This is a genomic window from Pseudoalteromonas rubra (assembly GCF_004212645.1).
Taxonomy (GTDB): domain Bacteria; phylum Pseudomonadota; class Gammaproteobacteria; order Enterobacterales; family Alteromonadaceae; genus Pseudoalteromonas; species Pseudoalteromonas rubra_G.
Genome location: NZ_PPUZ01000035.1, coordinates 25168 through 46286, shown reverse-complemented (window position 1 = coordinate 46286; position 21119 = coordinate 25168). Strand labels below are relative to the sequence as shown.

Genomic DNA, 21119 nt, shown 5'->3' with positions numbered 1-21119 from the left:
CTGCACCTGAATCAAACTTTGCAAAAAGATACATCAAGCAAAGAATCTTTATATAAAGATATATGACCAAAAAATTTTGTCAACGTATTTTGTTGGTCTTTCCTTATGCCGCGTTCTCTTTTTGACGCTGTTTCTGGTTTGCGTGCGCCACAGCCAGATACCCGGCAACCCGCGCGGTGTTGATCAACACAGCTGAATTGGCTGCGGCAGAACGCCCGTTCGTCACTTTATCAATGGCTTTCATGATGTATTTAGTCACTGCATTACCACTCACCCCTTGCGCCTCTGCAGCACGCACTGCATCGTTAATGGCATCATTTACTTCTTCGCTGTCAATGGCATCTTCTACACGGGTCGGCGTTGTGATAACCACGCTGCGCCCATCATCTAAACACCATTGCGTTTCAATGATTTCGGCCAATAAGTCGGCGTCATCAACGCGTTGTGGCGCTTTAAAGCCACTTGAGCGACAGTAAAAAGCAGGGAAATCATCAAACTGATAAGAGATCACCGGCACATTGTGGGTCTCCAGAAACTCCAGCGTTAAGCCCAAATCAAGAATATTCTTAGCGCCTGCACACACCACGACAACACGCGACTGGGTGAACTGAATCAGATCTGAAGAAATATCCATGGTTTCCTGCGCCCCACGGTGCACACCACCAATGCCTGCCGAGGAGAAGAAATCAATGCCCGCCATCTCGGCCGCAATTAACGAAGAGGCAACTGTGGTAGCCCCGAGCTGTTTCTTCGCCAAAACTACGGGTAAATCACGCGTACTCACTTTTGGAATATTGGCCGTTGTTGCGAACAGTTCAATTTCCTCTTCGTTCATACCTATCAGGAATTTCCCGTCAGCAATCCCGATTGTGGCAGGCACCGCCCCCGACTCACGCACTGCCGCCTCTACTTTCAATGCCGTCAGGCGATTATCCGGATAATCCAGCCCGTGGGTGATGACATTAGACTCAAGCGCGACAACAGGTTTGCCTTGTTGCAGGGCCGCTTTAACTTCAGGTTTTATCACTAATGGGATCGTTACGTTGTTCATAATTTATATCCTTTTAATAATTTGGGAATTTAATCAATTTATCTTTTTGTGCCGTAATTAACGGCTGGTATACGTTTTGCTGCCAGTGCTCTGGTACTTGAGGACACAAGGCAACTGAAATCACTTCTTCGCCGCAATTGAGCTCTTTACTCAAAATTGCCGTGATGGTTTGTGCAATCGCTTCTTTCGCTACATCAGAAACCGGGCAAGCAAAATAATGAATATCTACATGTGGCATAGTGTTTTCCTTAAATTCGTTAGGCGCTCATCAAGCGGTTAAACGCTTCGGCTTCGCTCTGGTAATCAACAATACAGTCAAACAACTCTTCAACACCTGGGTGTTTCAGCAAGGCATAATGGTCAGCCTCTAGGTGGATTGTGCGGGTTTCGTCCTCTGCATAACCTGGGATGTTTTCAAGGAATGAGTAATCATCTCCCTGCGCCTTGAATATCACCTTAGGTGCCTTAACGTTACGCTCCAGTAATTCATTGAAGGTGTATTTAAACTCGTAGGTTTGCACCACAATATCGACAATGCGCTTCACCATGTCCCGGTTCAGTGCGCGGTGGTTAGTGCACACAAAGTCAATAAAGCTGGCTTTATCTGTGACCACTTCCAGACACTTTTCAAGCACCGGCCCACTGATCTTCTGGAAGAATACCGAGAACAAGATGGTCACGAATGCGCCTGAGCTGAAGCAAGGTACGCGTGCCCGGCTAGCAAACTGTGGTAACTCAGGTGAACCTGGGGCAATCAGATACAGGTCTTTGACTTCATCTCCCGCCTGTTCTAACTGATGGGCCACTTCAAATGCTACCCTGGCGCCAAATGAATATCCCCATAACGTATAAGGCCCTTGCGGCTGCGCTTCTTTTAGCAATTTGATATCGGCGCGGGCCATTTCGCTGATTGTCTGGTATGGCACTTCCTGAGCATTAATACCATGGGCCTGTACACCAATAAACTCAGCCTGATCAGCCACTTTCTCGGCCAGAGGCTTAAGACTCATGGGGTAACCACCCAGACCCGGCCAGCAGAATATTTTGCTTGCCTGCGACGAGTTATTAAGTGTGATCAGTCGGTTGTCTGTATCGTGATCACTTTCCTGAATATGTTGGGCCAAATCTTCAATGCTGGGCGCCTGGAACAACGTCTGCATTGGCAGATTAAGGTTCAGCTCCTTATTAATGCGATTGAGTAAGGTCACCGCAGTAAGCGAGTTACCGCCACTTTCAAAAAAGTTGTCTTTAACTGAGGCCTTGTCCCATTTCAGCGTTTGCTTCCAGATCTCGGCAATGTGCTCTTCGAGTGGGTTCCGCGGCTCAATGTATGGCACATCATTCCCCAGCTGAGACAACTTGTCGCTGTCACGCAAGGCTATGTAGTCGACCTTGCCATTCGCGGTTTGCGGGAACGCATCGAACGCCACAATCTGATTCGGCACCATGTAGTTAGGTAAGCGACTTTGCAGATCGTCTTTGAGTATTTCTACCGGGCCACGCATGTGAATAGAATCCTCCTTCATACCTTCGCTGCGCATTTGCTCGTCCGATACTTTACCGCCAACACAGAAATAGAAAGGCTTCATTGCTTTGCCCTGCTCCGCCAGAATATCGCTGAAGCGGTCTGCCGATGGCAGGTTATTCCCGCTTTTAGAGCTGTAACCTGATGACATCAATCCGATGTTTAACTTGTTCATTTGCAACTGCTGTAACCGTCGTCCCAGGTCGATATAGTGTCGCCATGCCTCTGTGGTGTGGCTGAGCATGGAAATACCAAAACTGGCACGCTCATAAACCTGTTGATTAATCGCAATCACGCTCTTTTTCTCTATGAGCTTATCGGACAGCTGTACAAATTCTCCGTCCTGCAGCGAATACTGACCGTTCTCAAGACCGGCCACACCTTGGATCTGTACCAAGGTTTCAACTTCATGCAGTGGCTGCGCCTGTGCAGCGGTCGTGATCTCATAGCTGCCAAGATATTGATCGTCCTGCTCAAGTGCCAGTATTTCCTGCATGGGCTGAGCGAACTCGCCTTTCCCCACAGCCAGCCCGAATAACGGCAATACCTGGTCAAACAAGCCCAGCATGTGGCCAGTTTCCATTTCCAACACTTCAAGAATATTGTTTTTGTAGACCGGCTCGATAGCTTGCTGTTTACCCAGGAAATGGACTTTCAGCTGAGCCTGGCTGTGCTCTGCCACCGGACGCACCAGGTGCAGTGCATGCTGCTCCGGATGGTAGTAGTAAATGCCCGCATCCAGGTCAAAGAGCTGATGGATCTCTACAAACAGCTGAGTGGCATACAGTGCCCCCGGTGAAGCATAGCCATACTTTGGCAACAAACGTTCCTCGCTTTTAAACTGACCAAAGTAGCGCATGATTTGACCAAACTGACCATAGCTTAGCTGTGCCACATTCAGGTTCTTGCTTGCGCCCTGAGGCGCTGCCAATAATGCTATGATGTCTTGTTGTGTCAGCTCACCCCCTTCAAAGAAGCGATAGGTTTTGCGCGCAAAAACGGTTTCGGTCTGTCCCTGCGTTGGCTGTTTGTTTGGTAATTCAAAAGACGGCTCATTTTTGAGTACCTCAGCTGCGCGGAAACCCGCGTTAGAGAGCTGTGCTTTAACCTGTAGTTTGTTTTTCTTTGACTGGTGATGCTCACCATGATTACCCTGATCCATCACCGCGGCTTCTCGTTTGTTCAGCTCGATGCAGGCGATCAGGTTTTGAAACCCAGTTCGCTCATCATTTTTGATCACCATGGCCGCGTTTTTAACCCAGTCGTGTTTTTCTATAGCTAATCGGATCTCATCCAGCTCAACCCGATAGCCACGCAGTTTGACCTGATTATCAACACGACCAAGGAAGTGTGCATTGCCCTGCTCATCCAGTTTGACCACATCACCACTGCGATACAACACACTATGTTGTGGCTCATCGCTGTGCGGATTGGGAATAAAACGCTCTTTGGTGATCTCTGCTCTGTCGAAATACCCTCGCGCAATCTGAGCACCACTGATGTATAGCTCTCCAGATTCGCCCGCAACGACATGCTGTAATTCATCATCCAGCACATAATACCGGGTGTTTGCTACCGCCTGACCGATTGAAATGGCCTCAAAGTCTTGCTCCAGGGTACTTTGTGTCACCGTGTAGCTGGATGAGTTAATGGTACATTCAGTCGGACCATAAAGGTTGGTTAACTTCAGCCCTGGTAGTTCTTCAAAAAACTGGGCAGCCAATTGCTTGGTAAGTGTCTCACCGCCACTAAAGACGTGCCGCAGTGAGCTACAAAGCTGGATCCCTGGTGTGTCCAGCAAAGCCTGCAGCAAGGTTGGAACACATTGTAAAACAGTGACTTCGTTTTCTATCATGGCATCAATGAGTGCCATAGGGTCACGATACATGCCAGGCTCACTCGCCACCACACAGGCACCCATGGCACACGCCAGGATCTCCCATTGCGCTGCATCAAAGCTAAATGGCGTTTTCTGAATAATGCGCGTACTGTTATCAAAACCAAACTGCTGACGAAGCCAGCACATCTGATTAACTATATTACCGTGTTCAATCATGACGCCTTTCGGTGTCCCGGTGCTGCCCGAGGTATAAATCATGTATGCCAGATTTTCCGGAGCAACGGGTGCGCAATACGTCTGTTCGCAGCCAAGCTCTTCCAGGCAGATCACAGTGACTGTCGGCCCGACAAGCGAGAGGAGCTTTTCTTTGAGGTGCGATTGCGTCAGGATCAGGTGTGTTTTTGAGTCTGTCACCATGTGCAAAACCCGTTTGTCGGGGTATTCAGGCGACAAAGGTAAGTAACCGCACCCGGCATATAAGCTGCCCCAAACACCAACCACTAACTCATCTGAAGGCTCAACAAATAAGCCTATATATTCATCGGGTTTGGCACCCAATTGTTGTAGCGTCGCAGCAATCTGCTGGGCGCGCAGGTCGAGCTGTGCAAAGGTCATCTTGTTATGATGACCGACCACAGCTACCGCGTCTGGCTGTATCGCAACCTGATGGCGTAATAGTTCGATGAGATTGTTTGCATTTATCTCTGCTTCAGCAAGCGTTACACCCTGGGCTGGCTGATGCGTGTTCGGTAAGTTTAGTAAGTTCATTTCTCAATCCCTTAATTATATTTCGTTCATCTAAGTTTCTAAGTCTTCACATATCCACTTGATGCTACTTCCCAACTTTAGCTTCAAAGCCTAGTAGCTAAATCCTATGCAACAAGTTCCATACTAAGATAAATAAATATATCTTAATGTCAACATACTTTTTGTTAAGATATTTGATGTGGTAACTCTTGCCTTCAAGTTTGTTTTGCAGTATCTTTAACCCATCAAAGAAAACAGAGAAGTAGTTGTTATGCAGAAAAATGATTTGGTAGATACCGTAATTGCTCAATGGGAGAAAGAAAGGCCAGATATCGATCCCTCACCTATGGCCATCATGGGCCGGCTGGTCAGAACGGATGCAATATTCAGTAAAGAGCTACATGGTGTGTTCAGCCGGTTTGGTTTAAACGGTGGTGAGTTCGATGTGCTGGCGACATTACGTCGTTCAGGCAAGCCTTACACATTAACGCCTAACCAGCTATTACAAACATTAATGCTGACTTCCGGCTCAATGACCAACCGCATTGATAAGCTAGAAGCAAAGGATCTGGTCAAACGCAACCCAGACCCGAATGACCGCCGGGGTGTGATGGTCTCTTTGACGGATCAGGGCTTGCAACTGATAGACGAAGTGGTCACGGAACATGTCGCTAAAGGCCGCTACTTACTGTCGCCACTCGAGGAAGAAGAAAAGGAGCAACTGGCAAATCTATTGAAAAAATTGCTTGTCAATTTACATCACTGAGTGTGCTTCGAGGCGCTGTCACAGTTCATAAAAAAGGGGAGCGTTTTACGCTCCCCTTTTTTTGGGTTGAAATGATCAACTCATTGGCCATCACCTTGGCCTGTTTCTCTCAAAAAAATCGGTCTTAGCAGCGGCGTATTGATAATGTCAATACGCTGCCGCTATGGGTATTTATTAGTTTGGTTATGCGCTTTGCAGTCTCATACTTTTCTGAGCCCTGGAGAACAAACGCTCTGCCTCAGATGTACATACATTGAGTAAAAACTTTTGGCGAATAAGGGAAAGTAATTGCTGCGCCGACGTCACTTCAACCACAGTGCTGAATTGACTGGCCTCGTGTAGCTCCCGGTATACTAAGTTGCGCAAGGTAAAGCGTTGCCCGCTGACAACCCTGGATAACACCAGGTTATTGACAAAGTTAGACTCAGGATGCTGGTGGCTGTAAAAGTGCACCACATCAAAATCCTTTTCTGTGACAGGCGTCAGAGACACGCTGTACAAGCAAACCTGCTCAGGTTGAAATAGTTCAATGCGTACATCAGACTCGGTTCGGGTCACTTTGTATTGATAATTACCCACTGCGATGGTACCAGATTGAGACACGCACAATGGGGCTTTGGGTGACTTGGAACCAAATCCTACATCAAATAAATAGCTTTCGCCTTCCAGTTTGACCAAAGTGATCCTGTGTGTTCTGGCATTGTCTTCCTGGCCATTTAACAGTACTTTGGCCAACAATGGCTGAACTTCATAGCCCAAATACTCCAATGCCAGGTAGGCCAGTTTGTTTTGCTCAAAACAGTAGCCACCCTTTTTTCTATGTACCAGACGCTCCAGCAAGGCTTCTTCCTGAAGCGATATTATTTCTGCGCCCAGTGCACTGATACTTGAAAAACTATACAGTTCAAGATGTTTTTCCTGGATTTCCCTAAGCTGTGCAAGCGAAGCATGCTGCTGAGTTAATTGAAGCGAGTTTATGTAATCTTGAATCATCATGATCTTTTTCCTTTTCTTTGAGATTAACTTAAGGCTAGAACCTCAACCTAAGTTAAGGTCAAGAAAACAAACTAAATTTTTACCAGCAATTGTGACAAAGCTGACGCTACATGGATCCTGCCAGGGTTATCTCAACCCCTGACAAGATCACATGATGACAGCGCTGCCCTCTCGGGCCAGCTTGCTCTACTGAAACAGAATTTTGAACGCTTTCCTGGTAACTGTCTGCTCACCCTGACGCATATTTATGATGAACAAGCCCATTACTTGATATAAATCACAACCTCCACACACTTCAGCCATAAAGTAATGTACTGTTGCGTCAAATGCCGGTTGTGTCTATTCGGACCATTATAACCAAAATGAGAATAGTGATAATTCATGACCAAATTTAAAACGCGACTGCTTGTAAGCTTTTCTTTTCACGCTGCCGCTGATATTCAGTGGGAGCTCGTAAGCGACACACAATTAGGTGGTGTAATCGCCACCAGCGGTGCCCAGCACCTACAACTCACTGTGCAAATACAACCCACTACCTGATTGCCGGGCAACCTACGATGCCGGCAGCGCCATCACAACAAGTTGTATTTATTACGGAGATGGTGACTATCGCAATAACATGAATGTGGTTGGCTGGCAGCGTGATATTCATCCAGGTCATCATGCATGCTGGTTAGCTTATGGTGAATTCAGCACGGCGTTTAAAGGCTCACAACGATGCAGTTATAATGCAATTGGTAACGGCACCCGCTGGGGACTACTCTGGGTGCGATAATTGAGCTTATGAAAAGGCGCTCCCGGAGCGCCTTTATTTTTGGGTAATCCCGGCAAGCTGCCGATTACTTATACGAGTAGTTTAATGTCACACCACTGTAGCTGTTGTAACCGTACAGACTGATGTGCCACACGCCCGCGCTTGGGTTAGTGAAGACACACTGCTCTTCATTGCCATCCTTCCAGGGACGACAAGTGTAGTTATTTGCGTCAGGCTGGGCATTATATCTGACGTACAAATCGGCATCCCCTGTGCCACCTGTGATGGTCAGGTTCATCTCTTTCACACCCTGTGGAATGTCCCAGGTGTAGTGCGTCCAGGCATTTTGGCTACCCTGCAGGTTTGGCAATGAGCCATTGACAGGCGTTACACCACCCGGATTGTCATCACCCTGACACCCGTTCGCAGCAATGTGATCTGATGCAGCTTTGGCCTGAACAATACCATGTCCGTAATAGTTATCGCGCCCTGCTGCGCCTTTATCTTTGGCAGTTGCATTGAGCGCAGCCCTGATCTGCTGGTTGTTACACTGGCTGTTGTGGCTCCATACCAATGCCGCCACACCGGCAACATGCGGTGACGCCATAGACGTACCACTTAAGCTGCGATAAGTATTGGTTGGATAGGTAGAGTTAACGCTGGAGCCCGGGCCCGCCAGTTCAACCTGATCATTGTACTGAGAGAACGACGAGCGGCTCTCGCTTGAGGTAACAGATGCCACAGAGATAACCGAATTGTACGACGCCGGATAAGACTTTGAGCTGTTACCGCCATTACCCGCTGCGGCCACCAGGATCATACCGCCGTCTACAAAGTTCTGCATCGCAGTATTTTCACTGTTGGAGTAATTGCCGCCACCCAGACTCATGTTGACGACCTGAGCACCGCCATCTTTACACTGCTGAATGGCATTCACCAGGTTAGAAGCATAGGTCCACTGTCCATTGTCATCAAAAATTTTGACTATGTGTAAATCAACGCCCGGGTATACGCCTACCACGCCTTGATTATTGTCTTCTGCCGCAATAGTACCCGCAACATGAGTACCATGACCGTTGCCGTCATTGTTCCACTGACCAACTGCACTGTTGTTCGCAACCCCGGTGACATTGCCATAGGGTAAATCCGGGTGACCGAGGTTATAACCCGTGTCAATCACACAGACTTTTCTGGCGGAGGTATTAGACTGGGGCAGTAAGTGACCTTGCACCATGGTAATACCGTAAGGTGTGCTCTGCGCAAAAGGCACGATTTGACTCGCCGACTTTGCCAGTGGCAACACGTAACGTTTGGGGTCTATTTCAATCGATTCAACAGACGAAAAGCTGCGCAGTGTTTCCAAGCTATACTCGTCCAGTTCCGCCACCATAGCTTGCAGGCCATTAAGTGCAAACAGTGGCTCGGCGCCCGCTGTAAACAAATAGTTGAGCGCAATAAAATTATTAAAACTATTTTTGCCACCAGACAACTCTTCTTTAAAGCGAATAATGTAGCGATTACTGTCGCTTTTTTTAGACTTGATCTGCAACTTAGCATCTTCTGTTTGACCTTGAAAAACAGGTACTTGCGCTAAGGCCGGCAAGCTCATCGCAGTCAGCATTAAAGTAGATAGCGTTGTTAGTTTGAAGCGTTTGGTACTCATGTCTTCTCCTTGTTGTATTATCACTTTTTTCTAACTGACAATGCACTTAAATACCTGCCCTGAAAGGCGAGGCGAACAAGTGGTTTAACTACTTGTACCGATACAACAAGGCCATCTACCGCGATAAACATGTCAGTTTTGTGTTGTAAAACTGTTAATAAAGGTAGCAACTGGAAAGTTCAAAAAGCAACATACAAACGAAAAAACTGTTATAACATTTCCTTTGGTCAACTGTTAAAAATGACATAAATATTGATCTTTAATGTAAAAATTATGATCCAAACGTAATTCCGCTTGACAGAAATTGATGGAAAATTACAGCTCAAACAGCACATAGGGGATGAACTTCAGAGAACTAAGATTAAATTATGAAGAATATTCAGTGTAGAAATTGATGGGCTCCACTTGAGCCCACCTCATTTTGAGGGAGGTCATTTTTAATGATAATTAGTGGCTTCAGGTTAGCGCCAAGAAACCTGAGCAAAGCTGCTACGATGTACTTCCACAGCCCTGTAAACCTATCAATTTTGGGTGGGTGTCCATGCAACCTTCCTCTTTTGAGGGAGGTCATTTTTAATGATAATTAGTGGCTTCAGGTTAGCGCCAAGAAACCTGAGCAAAGCTGCTACGATGTACTTCCACAGCCCTGTAAACCTATCAATTTTGGGTGGGTGTCCATGCAACCTTCCTCCATGCAACCGCTTCTGAGCAATCCAGCAAAGCTGCTGCGATGTGCCTCCACAGCCCTGTAAACCTCTTAATTTTGGGTGGATGTCCATGCAACCCGACGCCATGTAACCCACCCTGCTGGATGTAACCTCGCAATTAAAGCTTAACTGCAGATTTTTCCAGCTCAGCTAAAGTACTTAACAGCATTTGTTTGTCTTCCTTATCAGCAGCCAGCTTCAATCCCTGCTTGAGCACACTTATTGCCTGCGGCATGTTGTCAAGCCTGGCAAGCGCTCTGGCCCAGTAGGCGAAAAAGTACATATTTTGATTATTCAGCCGCACCGCTACATCAAATAGAAACACAGCATATTTTGACTCTTTGTCCCAATATTCGTAGGCCAATTCGGCAATCACCCGATCTGGCTCAGGTAAGCTCTTTGCCAGTTCTGAGACCTTGCCTGCATAGGCAGATTTAATGTCAGCGATGGGCTTATCGCTCAGCCTTACTTTTTGCAATAAAGCAAGCAGCCGATCTATCTCAATTTCCCGTCGGGACTGCTCGGCCAGCCAGTTTTTCTCAACCACTTCATTCGCCATTTCAATGGCTTTATCCAGCGCGTCGTCTGCCCCAATTTCCACGGTCGGTTTCACGCCAACCGTTTCCCAGTTTGATTGGGTAACAGGGTTAATGGCAGTACCTGTCGCAATAAACATGCGCAGCTCATCATTGATCGTGAACATACCTCCAGGATTGGCGGCCCCGCCGGTCGTTTCACCGACGAGTGTCGCCCGCTTTCTGGTCAACATGTTATAGCTAAATTCTTCTGCAGCGGAATAGGTCTTAGTGCTGGTCAAAACGTAAAGGGGCACATCAGGCATTTTCTCGCCACCGACTTTATCTAACACGTAGTAATCCGTTGTTTCATTACCCTCGCGAAAATAAAGGCTGTTCAGCAGAAACTTTTCATCAAAAAAGTAGCTACACAAGTACTGGACCGTTCGTGGCGATCCTCCTCCGTTTTTTCGCAGATCAATGATCACGGCATCGGTTTTTGCCATCATCTTCATTGCTGCATCGATATAGGGTTTGCTGTCAGCTAAGCGATAAAATGCACGTAAATCTATATAGCCAATATTGTTCTCTAATACAGTTGCACTAAGTACACCATAATTTAAGAACTTGTGGCGCGTGGGTTTGAGTAAGTTGTCGCGTATTGAAGATTCGATCCCGGTGATCTGTTCACCTACGGGATTGGCACGTACTCTTAAATGCCCGTCTTTTGCCGTTGCTCTTAACCACTCGGTCAAAGCCTTGGAGAATGATGCATGATCTTGCATAGACGCGAAGTGACCGGCTTGAAAAGCCTTGTGTAACTTACGATTAGTCTGTGCAGCGACCTCAGGAAAGACATAATGCTCACTCATCAACTGAGTTATCTTTTCAATCGCAGCAGCTTTTTCACCTTGTGTTATCGCATTTGCATATGACGGTGTGCCAATCAGCCCCACCATTAATACAGCTGCGGCTGTTGTTAGATGTTTTAAATTCATAGGTAAAACTCACTGTTTTGTTTGTTTTCCCTATTCTTGGCTATTTCGCAAAAAATGAATTGTAAAAAAGTAAAGGACTCAAAAAGGGTCATAGTGGCCAATAAAACGACTATACACAACCTGAAATGACTGATGCTTATCATAGCCATCATATTGTGAGCCGTTAAATAAGCTTTGGATGTCAGGCCAATCACAGCCGTAAAAAAGTAAAGGACTCAGAAAGGGTCATAGTGGCCAATAAAACGACTATACACAACCTGAGATGACTGATGCTTATCATAGCCATTTTGCGCCGTTAAATAAGCTTTGGGTGTCAGGCCAATCACAGCCTTAAACTCTCTATTTAAGTGTGCCTGATCAAAGTATCCGGATGCCAAAGCCGCGCCAGTCAGGTCACCCGGATAGTGCGAGGCATTGAGTAAAAAGCTGTTCATCCGCCATACTTTGCATAACTCTTTAGGTGACAAGCCAATTTTTGACACAAAGTGATTACGCAAAGTCACTTTACTAATCTCAAACTGTTCGCAAATATCTGCAATCAGAATATTGCCTCGCGCATCAAGAATGGTGTTAGTTTTCGCCCTCAGCCGCTCTGGAAAGGTAAAATCTGGACAATAAAATAGTCTTTTTAGCCAAGGCATTAACGTTGCCATGATGCGCTGAAACTGGGTTTCAGGTAACTGCTCCGGGCAAGCCTTTAACCACTCGAGTACTGTGTCTAACTCCCGACTATTACCAAACACATGCTGCATACTTTCAATGGTGTTTTTAACCTCTGATGCAGCTGCCTGCTGGGGCTGAAAATATGCAAAAGGTTTTAACCTCACCCCAACTACCCATTGTGGCTGCGCACTCGAAATTTTATATGCTGTTAACTGCTGTCCCACAAGACTGACACCGGCAGGCACGGCTTTTGGTTCATGGATCACAGACGAGTATGTCAATGGCATACTATGAAACAGGAGCTCAAACACACCTTGTGGAAAAAATGAGGCGCAGCCAGACACCCTGCGGATCCAAAACGGCTCCACAAAAGAAGATAGCCAGTCAGGAGGCAAGATTTCTTTGTAGTCAAACTGTTCCACTGTTTTATCGCATCAATGCGTTCTTATTGCCTGTTATAGTAATTGACTAACGCACATGTACGCCAGCCTGTTTTTTGCGTAGGTGAGGGGCAAAGGCTACTCTGTCGCGAGTTTAGTGGAGTTAGGTTCGACGCGCTTAAGTTCAAAGTATTCCGCGTTGCTGGTTATAACAACGAATATGAAAAACGCGGTGAGAATTGAAATAATACCTTTCAACAGACAACCTACTTTTATGCTTCTTTCTCCCCAAAAGCCTATGAAGAACTGAAACATGCAATTTGCACCATACGAAAAAGCGGCAACTGCAAAAATTAAGAGAGCAACCCCCAAAGGGTTTCCCATATTACCTCCTAACACAAGCTCTACTTTGCAATGCGACTTAAAGTAGCTCAGTTTCGCCACTTAGAAAACATTAAAAATAGATTAAATACAGTGAGTAGGAACCCAATACACCCCAGAGTAAAATGTGTATCGTTGCCACTTAGGAAACGTTCAGCAACAGAAAAACTAGTAAAAAACGCGCCAAACTGGAGCATATAAACATAGCGATAGTTATTAACCCAGTCGAAAAACCTGATGGCAACGTGGCCTACCGTTAAAATTACTGACAAAGAAACTGCTAAAAGCACACTCACATCAACCACCTTTACTCGAACAAACTATTTTTTTGTTGTTCTTACCCTTGTTATTAAAATCATGGAAAGATGGCACAAATAAGTGCAGGGCTTATTTACAAAACACTTTGCCACCAATCATTTTAAAGGCAGGTGTGCCACGCACCAGCGTATCTCGGGCAAACACAGTGTCACAACCCGGACACACACCGCCAAGCTTAGTGTGATCCGTTACAATCCGTTCTTTAAAGCATTTTACCAGTGCGCCTTTTCCACCCTTTCGGTATTTATACAACGGAGTCTTACAGTTGGCACAAAAAATATCGACGGTTCTGATGGGGCCTTTTTTATTGGGTTTCGCCATAAATCACGGTAAAGGTTTAGTACTTAATACAATGCAGTATATCTGGGATCATCCAGGCTGGACATAGCAAGACCGCCTAGATGTATCTGTATTAGCGAAGTTTGCCATCGTTGCAAGTATATACACAGCTAGGCTCTATGAGATTAGCGCTATGAGTTTGTCTGTATGAAGTGGCTGCTGAAGAATACTTAGCAGGAATAAGCGGGCCGCACAGAGCGGCCGACAAAAAGATTAGGTTTTTTTCTGGTAAATGATACCCGGGTTACAGCGCAGCATATCAAAGTCGTTATTCAGGCCCGCCATAGATTCAGACGCGCCAAGGAACAAGTATCCTTTGGGGTTGAGCGCCTGGGCAAACTGGCTAATGATTTTCGCTTTAACATCCGGCGAGAAGTAGATCAGTACGTTACGACAGAAAATCACATCAAACTTGCCCAGCAATGCATAAGAGTCAAGCAGATTTAAATGTCTGAAGTTAACCATACGGCGAATTGGCTCATTCACTTTCGCCATCCCGTTACCACTGTCTGTAAAGAACTTCTTTTTACGTTCCGGTGATAAACCGCGTGCCAATGCCAGCGCATCGTACTCGGCATTTTTGCACATATCCAGCATGGTATTTGAAATATCTGTACCAACGATCTGCACACCCATTTTCAATGCACCTGGGTTTGACGTCTGATACTCATTGGCCGACATGGCAATAGAATAAGGTTCCTGCCCGGATGAGCTGGCCGCAGACCAAATCTTAACGGGACGACGCAGATCTTTAAATTCAGAGAAGATCTTTGTTTTAAGTAGCTCAAAGGGATATTGATCACGAAACCACAGAGTTTCGTTAGTGGTCATCGCATCCACCACAGCGGCACGCAATTGCCGCTCATGCGGACTGAGCGTTTTACTAACCAAAGCTGACAGAGAGTCAACGCCAAAACGAGACATTAAGGGCGCCAGTCGGCTTTTTACTAAATAAAGTTTGTTGTCGCCCAGTACAATCCCACACTGTTGTTCTAAAAAAGTGCGAAACTGGTCATACTCGCTTTGTTCTAAGTGTTTATTTTCCAAAGTATTACCGCCACTAATTAATCGCAATGAACCCATTTCTTCACGGCTGTTGCCAATTCATCGGGGTTAAATTTAGCAATAAAGTCATCAGCACCGACCTTTTCGATCATTGCGTGGTTAAATACGCCACTCAATGAAGTATGTAAAATAACATGCAAAGGCGCCAGTTTAGGATCCGCTTTTATCTCTGCGGTAAGGGTGTAGCCATCCATTTCAGGCATTTCAACGTCCGAGATCAACAAACCCACGCGTTCGGTGACATCATGCTGGCAATCCATCTCCGCTATTTCTTTTAAACGGATCAGGGCTTCTTTACCATTTTTGGCCAGCTCAGTCTGCACACCTAACGGCTCCAGTGCGCGCTTGACCTGATTACGTGCTACCGCAGAATCGTCTGCAATAAAGACAATGCGCTCGCCCAGGTCTCGCTGCATTTCACCGTCGGCGACAATTTCTTGACTCACTTCTGTGTTAATGGGGCAGATCTCGTTGAGGATCTTTTCTACGTCGAGGATCTCAACCAGCTCATTTTCAATCTCTGTAACTGCGGTCAAATAGGAATAACGACCAGCGCCTGAAGGCGGTGGCATTATTTTTTCCCAGTTCATGTTCACTATGCGCTCAACCGCACCGACCAAAAACCCCTGTACTGAGCGGTTATACTCGGCAATGATAATGAAGCAGTCTTTAATATTTTCAATCGGCGGTCCGCCGACAGCCAAAGACATGTCAATCACGGAAATGGTTTGCCCCCGAATGTGTGCAACGCCTCTGATAAATGCATTGGACTTGGGCATTGCCGTCAGGGGTGGGCACTGCAGTACCTCTCTCACTTTGAATACATTGATCCCAAAGCGTTGGCGCCCTCTGAGGCGAAATAGTAAAAGTTCAAGTCGGTTTTGACCCACCAACTGCGTTCGTTGGTTTACTGAGTCCAAAATACCTGCCATGTCATTCTCCTGCTATAAAACTGCTTATCGGAACAATGTTTGCTTGTACTCTACCATTCAAAGTCGCCCTTGAAGCGGTGAGGCAAATCACGCAAAATCTTTATACCTTGTTTCACCCCATAAGCATAGTCGAAACATCATGAGTTTGTTAAAAATTACATTATCCGTATATTTCTTTCCCATAGTGGCATATTTTTTAGCCACGTCATTTGCTTATGGTCAAACCTATGAGTCAAAAGACATTGAAAAATTAGCAATAGATTTTATTGCAACGCAGATCCCACAACCCATTCAGGCGGAAGAAGAACAGCACGTTACAGCGCTACCACTGGATACCCGCATTCCTGAACGTCAATGTCAGCAACCACTGCAGGTTGGCACTAAGTCCAGCCCGCCCTTTAACCGTCAGGTGACGGTCATGGTACGCTGTGACGACCTGGAATCCTGGGTCCAGTTTGTTCATGTAAAAATCGAAACACTGTTACCTGTGATTGTCAGCACCAGAATGCTTGATAAAGGCGTGTTGTTAACTGCAGAGGATTTAACAATCGAGATGCGACCCAAGCACTTTGTGCGGGCGGCGAACGTTGACGACATGACCTTGCTTGTAGGTAGTAAAACCAAACGCCGCATCCAGCAGGGTAAGCCGCTCAGCATGTTTCAGATTTGTATGATTTGCAAGGGGGATAACGTGACAATTCTGGCCAGTGATGGCACACTTATGATTAAAACCAATGGCATTGCTTTGCAGGATGGGAACTTAGGAGAGCAAATCCGAGTCAAAAATGCAAAATCAGGAAAAACGGTGCTTGCGCGGGTAAAAGATGTTGATTCAGTAGCAGTCAAAATCTGATTTTTTTGCTAAAGTAAGCTAATGGCTTGCCGATATAAAGGCTGAAGCAATTTAACTAACGGGTCATCATCATGGTAAACAACATTAACGGTCAAAATCAGCCGAACAATGTTGCAACGAATGCAAAGCAACAACGTGCTGAATTACAAAGAAATGAAGCAAGTAACACCACTGCTAAACCTCAAGCGCAGGCCAAAGCTGCCGCCGACTCAGTGAGTCTGACGCCGCAAGCTCAGCAACTTAAGGGGTTGCAGGAAAAAGCGCAACAGGCGCCGTCTTTCGACAATAAAAAAGTCGATGAACTGAAAAAAGCCATTGCCGAGGGCAAGTATCAGGTAGACAGCGAAAAGCTGGCTAAAAATATTGCCGCCTTTGAGTTCGATTTATTTGGATAGAGTATAAGTGGACGACCAAACGGCACTGTGTGCCCACCAGCTAACAGCGCAAATCAATCTTCTGGAAGCTCTGACCCAGCTTCTGGATGATGAATTGGAAGCACTTGCTTCTCGTAACGGTGACAACCTTAAAGAAATCGCCCGCACTAAGCTAACGACCCTAAATCAACTGCAAAAGCTAGACAAAGACCTGTCTAAATACCCGCAAGCCACGTTCAGCCACGAAGAAATCACCCCATTAACCGAACAGGTTAAAGACTTACTGCAACGCTGCAAGAAACAAAATGACGTTAACGCCCAGGCTGCGCACCAGGCGCAACTGAGCGTTCGCGAACTAAAAGACATTTTGATTGGCGCGCCCACTTCGATGACCTATGGGCAAGACGGTAGCGTTGTCTCTAATATGGGTGAGTTGGTTAAAAACCTTAAAGCCTGAGTGTTCAGGCTAATGCTACTCAGCTTTGGTGGGAAACAGGTTTTTGGTGATCACCAGAATCACGCCAAATACCTCAGCCAGCGTTCCCGCCATATATAAATTCAGTGTCCATTCTTCAAAATGCAGCTTATCCATGCCAACCAGTACGAGCACTAAGTTCATAATCAAAAGCTGTACGGCAAGAATAACAATAAACCACAAAGCATAACGCTGTTTCAGACCACGGTCTGACTCTGCATCTTTGACCTTTTGCGCCTGCATAGGGTCAACATTGGTGAATTTATTCTCTTTAACGTTGTGTTTAATTTGCGCAACAAACGATGACTGCTCGGCCTTACTATCTTCCCTGTTTTGCGTCATTACAACAGCTCCAGCGCATTGAGCTTATACTTGAGGGCTTCAACGGACACACCAAAATGCAGCGCCATTTCAAAGTGGGCCATTTTCTTACGATGCAGCTTTTTCACTTCTTCATTGGGCATTAATAAGTTGGCAGCAAACTGGTTGGCAAACACTTCTTCCTCGTCTTCGCCGGTAGACGCGCTAGGGCCTCTGAGGTCGATATATTCGTATTCTTTGTCTGTATTGTCAGACTCTATACGGGAAATATAATGGCCAAGCTCATGGGCACAGCTAAAACGCTTGCGATTTAGGTGGTCATCCTGATGTAACACGATAACCGGATCGGCACCCGCCTCTTTGATCAGCGCCCCCGACACCTTATCTGGCAGCGCCATTTCTACAACGTCCAGACCAAGCGACTTACAAATGGTCACAGGATCAACCGGAAACTGGCTGTCACACCACAAACGTTTAAGCACCTTTTGCGCTTCATTTCTCGGATCAAGCACCGACAAGTCTCCCACTAACCTTACTCTGCACCTCAGCATAGCTGAGGTGGTGTGTATATTTAAACAGTATAAATTGAAGGCACAATGAAAGCAAAGGACATAATTTACCGCCTAACCCGTCAGGCTCACTCAGTAATACGTGACGCGCTCAACTTTACGTGGTTTCACTTCACCAATATACAAATCGTGAACCCGCTTCATATCCAGCTCCAGCTCTGTGGTATAAATATCGCCAACCGCATAGCTCTTCATCACCTTGGCACCGCGGATCAAGCCCTGTACCTGGCTGCGTAACCCATCGTTTTGTGCAATTGCGCCCTGTACCGTGGTGCTGGCACTTAATCTGTGACCATATACCTGCTCAGCCAGTTCACGATAGGCTTCAAGCTTAGATACCTTAATAGCCATCAGCATTTTTTCTGTATCGCTGCTGCCCGGCTGTGAACTCAGTGGCGCATAACCAACCGCCTTAAGCACAGGGTAAGAGTCAGGTTTTACGTAACTGTATTCAACGTGCTTGTCGATAATAGAGCTACATCCCGCCAGGCTCAGTCCTGTTGCAACAACACAAAATTTAACCAGGCTGACTACCCGTTGATGCCAAAGCGCTCTAAACTGATTCATAGGGTAACTCCTCTGTGTGGCCCGTTGGCCATCTCATTAAGTAACGTTTCTGTATGCACAAACCTTGCCAACACCATTGGCACGGGACTTGCTGATTCAGTATAGAGATTTGCTTAGAGTTCGGTAATAAAGTCATGAAATTGTCGCGTATTATGAGTGTGTTACTGGCTACCGCCAGTTTTGGGGCCAGTGCAGAGTGGTTTGAAGTAACGGGCTATGCCAATGCGCACACCGAAGATCTGGCCGAAGCACGCCAGGAAGCCGTACAGGATGCCATCACTCAGGCGCTGATCTTCTCCGGTGCGACCGTATCCAGCGTTCAGACCCTGGCCGACGGCGTGCTCACGCAAGATCAGATCAAGATAAAAAGTCATGGCGAGATCCAGCAGATCAACCTGGTTTCTGAACAAAAGCAAGATGGGGTCGTCAGTGTTACTTTGCACCTGGATATCTTCCCCAAACTGGAGCAATGCGCCCAAGCGGCGGTGGCAAAGCAGGTGACCATCACACAAAGCCAGCTTATTCAGCCGCATCAGGCACGCCTGGGTCAAATTTTTGACATTGCCAAAGCCGCCAGTGAACGTCTGTACCATACACTGGCACAACGCAATCTTACCGTAAAGCCTATTCCTTATCTGGAGCATGCGATCAATGCCCGTCCGTTTTTTACCCAGCGCTTTGAATACGATGGACAGCTGATCGACTCGTTGACCACCCTAAGCAATAGCCAGTACGTGCTGATGAGTCAGATCACGGACGTGGCAGCGGGAGATAAAACCAACGATGACTACGCCTTTTGGCAAGACGAGGAATATGTGCGTAGCTTTAAAATCGACTTTGTAGCATTTGATGCCCTGACTCGTGACAAAGTGTGGCAAAAACACTATGCCGTCAGTGGCGTCTGGCCTTTCGAAAAGACCAAAATTGTTGATGTTTACAGTGATACCTTTTGGCGTACCAACTACGCCAAACAGATCCAGAGCGTCTTTAACAGCGTGGCGCAGGATCTGGATTCGGCATTATCGTGCCTGCCCAGCAGGGGCAAGATCCTGCACCGGGAACAGGGCAAGCTGGTGATCAACCTGGGCCGCAATCATGGTATTGAAATAGGCCAGGTACTGACAATCTCTCACCGCCGGGATATGCAAGGCGCAACCAACCAATTTTTCCCGCAAAGTATTAAGACCCTCAATCAGGTGCGTATTACTCAGGTAAATGCACAAAATGCGATTGCCGAAAACATATCAAAGCGCCCGCTGAATAACATTCAGATCAACGATCTGGTAGAAGTAATGGTACAAACCCAGGAAGACTTTGCGCTTTAGCCGCACAACATCAAAAGCACGCTCGATAACATTGGTCACCCTCTCATGATGAGGTTCACCTGAACCAATTCAGGTCGTTCAGAGTGAGGCTTGGTTACTGTATCGGGGTTGTTTTAAAAGAAAAGTAGCTGGCGGCCCCTGCAGGAATCGAACCTGCAACTACCCCTTAGGAGGGGGCTGTTATATCCATTTAACTAAGAGGCCGTGTCGCTGCGAAAAATACTAAGCGTTTTCGCTTAATTGGTCAACCATTTGATTCTTAATAAAATAAATGATTTTTTTGCGGAGGGTGAGTAACGGCAAAGGCAAGATCAGCGCTTTGCCGCTAAATGGCTATCTGGCCGCGGTTGCGCCTGAATCTAACACAAAGTAGGGAATAGTCACCATACAGCTGGCAACCACCAAACGGCTTTCAAAATCGAGTAGCCGTGCATTGACTTCTACGCCCCGGTCGCGATAAATCATAGTGCCCGACAACACATGACTGGGTTCGGGTTTGCCCGGTAAAGCTCTGCTATCGCGGGAAAACAAAAAATCGCCACTGCGGGTGACCTGGATCTGTTGCTGTGACTTAAAATCCAGTGCGGCATAACCCAGCTTTTGAAAAGCATGGATCAGGTTCTCGGCAAGCTGATTACCCAGCTGATTGCTGCTTCTGAGCGTATCATCAAAACTCACAAAGCTTGTGACCGCCACGGAATGAGGGTGCACGCCTAATAAAGAGTCTGACAGCTCCAGTGCTATCTGGGATGCATAGTTAGCCACCTGTTTACGGTGTCGTTCGCTGATAAAGCCTGGGTCAATCGGCTGCTCGGCCTCTGGCGCTTGTTCCTCCAGAGCTTCATAAAGCACTTCTATCTCTCGAAACTTGGCCACTTTGGGCGTCATAGGGGTGGTTTCCACTGCCTGTGGCGCAGGCTGTGTGCCCATCATCTGACAGCCACTCAACATAACTATCGACAGTGTTAAGCCACTCAGAATGCGTGTTTTCATGA

General features: G+C 46.6%; 20 protein-coding genes and 1 tRNA gene. 6 read left to right on the top strand and 15 right to left on the bottom strand.

Translation table 11 applies throughout. The annotated features are described in order from the left end of the window. Nucleotides 1–103 precede the first annotated feature (103 nt). The 3 genes from C3B51_RS13175 to C3B51_RS13165 are packed head-to-tail and all read right to left on the bottom strand — an operon-like array spanning nucleotide 104 to nucleotide 5184. Nucleotides 104–1051, bottom strand: coding sequence for a pseudouridine-5'-phosphate glycosidase (locus C3B51_RS13175; protein WP_130245329.1), 948 nt, complete (start codon nucleotides 1049–1051; stop codon nucleotides 104–106). A gap of 13 nt (nucleotides 1052–1064) precedes the next feature. Beyond that, a complete protein-coding gene (locus tag C3B51_RS13170) occupies nucleotides 1065–1289 on the bottom strand; it encodes an indigoidine synthase IndC (RefSeq protein ID WP_130245328.1) in 225 nt (74 codons plus the stop codon). A 19-nt stretch (nucleotides 1290–1308) separates the two neighbouring features. Continuing rightward, complete coding sequence (locus C3B51_RS13165; protein ID WP_130245327.1) at nucleotides 1309–5184, bottom strand: amino acid adenylation domain-containing protein; 3876 nt, start codon at nucleotides 5182–5184, stop codon at nucleotides 1309–1311. 250 nt (nucleotides 5185–5434) lie between these two features. Here C3B51_RS13165 and C3B51_RS13160 point away from each other — a divergent pair, with 250 nt between their 5' ends. After that, complete coding sequence (locus C3B51_RS13160) at nucleotides 5435–5929, top strand: MarR family winged helix-turn-helix transcriptional regulator (protein WP_130245326.1); 495 nt, start codon at nucleotides 5435–5437, stop codon at nucleotides 5927–5929. Between the two features lie 183 nt (nucleotides 5930–6112). Here C3B51_RS13160 and C3B51_RS13155 read toward each other — a convergent pair whose 3' ends face one another. Beyond that, nucleotides 6113–6925 carry an arylamine N-acetyltransferase family protein gene (locus C3B51_RS13155; protein ID WP_130245325.1) on the bottom strand — a complete coding sequence of 271 codons (813 nt, stop codon included), beginning with the start codon at nucleotides 6923–6925 and terminating at the stop codon, nucleotides 6113–6115. Between the two features lie 493 nt (nucleotides 6926–7418). Here C3B51_RS13155 and C3B51_RS13150 point away from each other — a divergent pair, with 493 nt between their 5' ends. Further along, nucleotides 7419–7700 carry a hypothetical protein gene (locus C3B51_RS13150; RefSeq protein ID WP_130245324.1) on the top strand — a complete coding sequence of 94 codons (282 nt, stop codon included), beginning with the start codon at nucleotides 7419–7421 and terminating at the stop codon, nucleotides 7698–7700. 64 nt (nucleotides 7701–7764) lie between these two features. Here C3B51_RS13150 and C3B51_RS13145 read toward each other — a convergent pair whose 3' ends face one another. The 6 genes from C3B51_RS13145 to C3B51_RS13120 all read right to left on the bottom strand — a co-directional run bounded on the left by C3B51_RS13145 (nucleotide 7765) and on the right by C3B51_RS13120 (nucleotide 15640). Then, nucleotides 7765–9342: a S8 family serine peptidase gene (locus C3B51_RS13145; protein WP_130245323.1), complete on the bottom strand. Its 1578-nt coding sequence runs from the start codon at nucleotides 9340–9342 to the stop codon at nucleotides 7765–7767. A gap of 825 nt (nucleotides 9343–10167) precedes the next feature. Continuing rightward, a complete protein-coding gene (locus C3B51_RS13140; protein WP_130245322.1) occupies nucleotides 10168–11562 on the bottom strand; it encodes a S41 family peptidase in 1395 nt (464 codons plus the stop codon). Between the two features lie 215 nt (nucleotides 11563–11777). After that, the gene (locus tag C3B51_RS13135; protein ID WP_130245321.1) at nucleotides 11778–12647 is read right to left on the bottom strand and encodes a helix-turn-helix domain-containing protein; all 870 of its coding nucleotides are present in this window, start codon (nucleotides 12645–12647) and stop codon (nucleotides 11778–11780) included. Between the two features lie 726 nt (nucleotides 12648–13373). Next, entirely contained in the window at nucleotides 13374–13625 is a 252-nt protein-coding gene (locus tag C3B51_RS13130) for a hypothetical protein (protein WP_125721135.1), read from the bottom strand. Nucleotides 13626–13856: 231 nt separating this feature from the next. Beyond that, nucleotides 13857–14690: a CheR family methyltransferase gene (locus C3B51_RS13125; RefSeq protein ID WP_130245320.1), complete on the bottom strand. Its 834-nt coding sequence runs from the start codon at nucleotides 14688–14690 to the stop codon at nucleotides 13857–13859. 17 nt (nucleotides 14691–14707) lie between these two features. Next, nucleotides 14708–15640, bottom strand: coding sequence for a chemotaxis protein (locus C3B51_RS13120; RefSeq protein WP_125721139.1), 933 nt, complete (start codon nucleotides 15638–15640; stop codon nucleotides 14708–14710). Between the two features lie 139 nt (nucleotides 15641–15779). On the opposite strand from C3B51_RS13120, the gene flgA reads away from it, so the two are divergent. From flgA to C3B51_RS13105, 3 genes are all read left to right on the top strand, one after another. Further along, entirely contained in the window at nucleotides 15780–16493 is a 714-nt protein-coding gene (gene flgA / locus C3B51_RS13115) for a flagellar basal body P-ring formation chaperone FlgA (RefSeq protein ID WP_130245319.1), read from the top strand. 71 nt (nucleotides 16494–16564) lie between these two features. Beyond that, entirely contained in the window at nucleotides 16565–16888 is a 324-nt protein-coding gene (gene flgM, locus C3B51_RS13110) for a flagellar biosynthesis anti-sigma factor FlgM (RefSeq protein ID WP_125721143.1), read from the top strand. Between the two features lie 7 nt (nucleotides 16889–16895). Next, nucleotides 16896–17324: a flagella synthesis protein FlgN gene (locus C3B51_RS13105; protein WP_130245318.1), complete on the top strand. Its 429-nt coding sequence runs from the start codon at nucleotides 16896–16898 to the stop codon at nucleotides 17322–17324. A 15-nt stretch (nucleotides 17325–17339) separates the two neighbouring features. Here C3B51_RS13105 and C3B51_RS13100 read toward each other — a convergent pair whose 3' ends face one another. From C3B51_RS13100 to C3B51_RS13090, 3 genes are all read right to left on the bottom strand, one after another. Then, a complete protein-coding gene (locus C3B51_RS13100; RefSeq protein ID WP_052713011.1) occupies nucleotides 17340–17684 on the bottom strand; it encodes a hypothetical protein in 345 nt (114 codons plus the stop codon). Next, entirely contained in the window at nucleotides 17684–18175 is a 492-nt protein-coding gene (locus C3B51_RS13095; RefSeq protein ID WP_082078806.1) for an ImmA/IrrE family metallo-endopeptidase, read from the bottom strand. The genes C3B51_RS13100 and C3B51_RS13095 overlap by 1 nt, the downstream gene beginning before the upstream one ends. 129 nt (nucleotides 18176–18304) lie before the next feature. Continuing rightward, a complete protein-coding gene (locus tag C3B51_RS13090; RefSeq protein ID WP_046003495.1) occupies nucleotides 18305–18799 on the bottom strand; it encodes an LPP20 family lipoprotein in 495 nt (164 codons plus the stop codon). 134 nt (nucleotides 18800–18933) lie between these two features. On the opposite strand from C3B51_RS13090, the gene C3B51_RS13085 reads away from it, so the two are divergent. Next, entirely contained in the window at nucleotides 18934–20124 is a 1191-nt protein-coding gene (locus C3B51_RS13085) for a flagellar assembly protein T N-terminal domain-containing protein (protein WP_125721149.1), read from the top strand. A 129-nt stretch (nucleotides 20125–20253) separates the two neighbouring features. On the opposite strand, the gene C3B51_RS13080 is transcribed toward C3B51_RS13085, so the two are convergent. Both C3B51_RS13080 and C3B51_RS13075 read right to left on the bottom strand, forming a co-directional pair. Next, nucleotides 20254–20328: transfer RNA gene (locus C3B51_RS13080), tRNA-Arg, on the bottom strand. Between the two features lie 129 nt (nucleotides 20329–20457). Continuing rightward, nucleotides 20458–21117 (bottom strand): FlgO family outer membrane protein, encoded by a 660-nt coding sequence (locus C3B51_RS13075; RefSeq protein ID WP_046003493.1) that lies wholly within the window; start codon nucleotides 21115–21117, stop codon nucleotides 20458–20460. Nucleotides 21118–21119 lie beyond the last annotated feature (2 nt).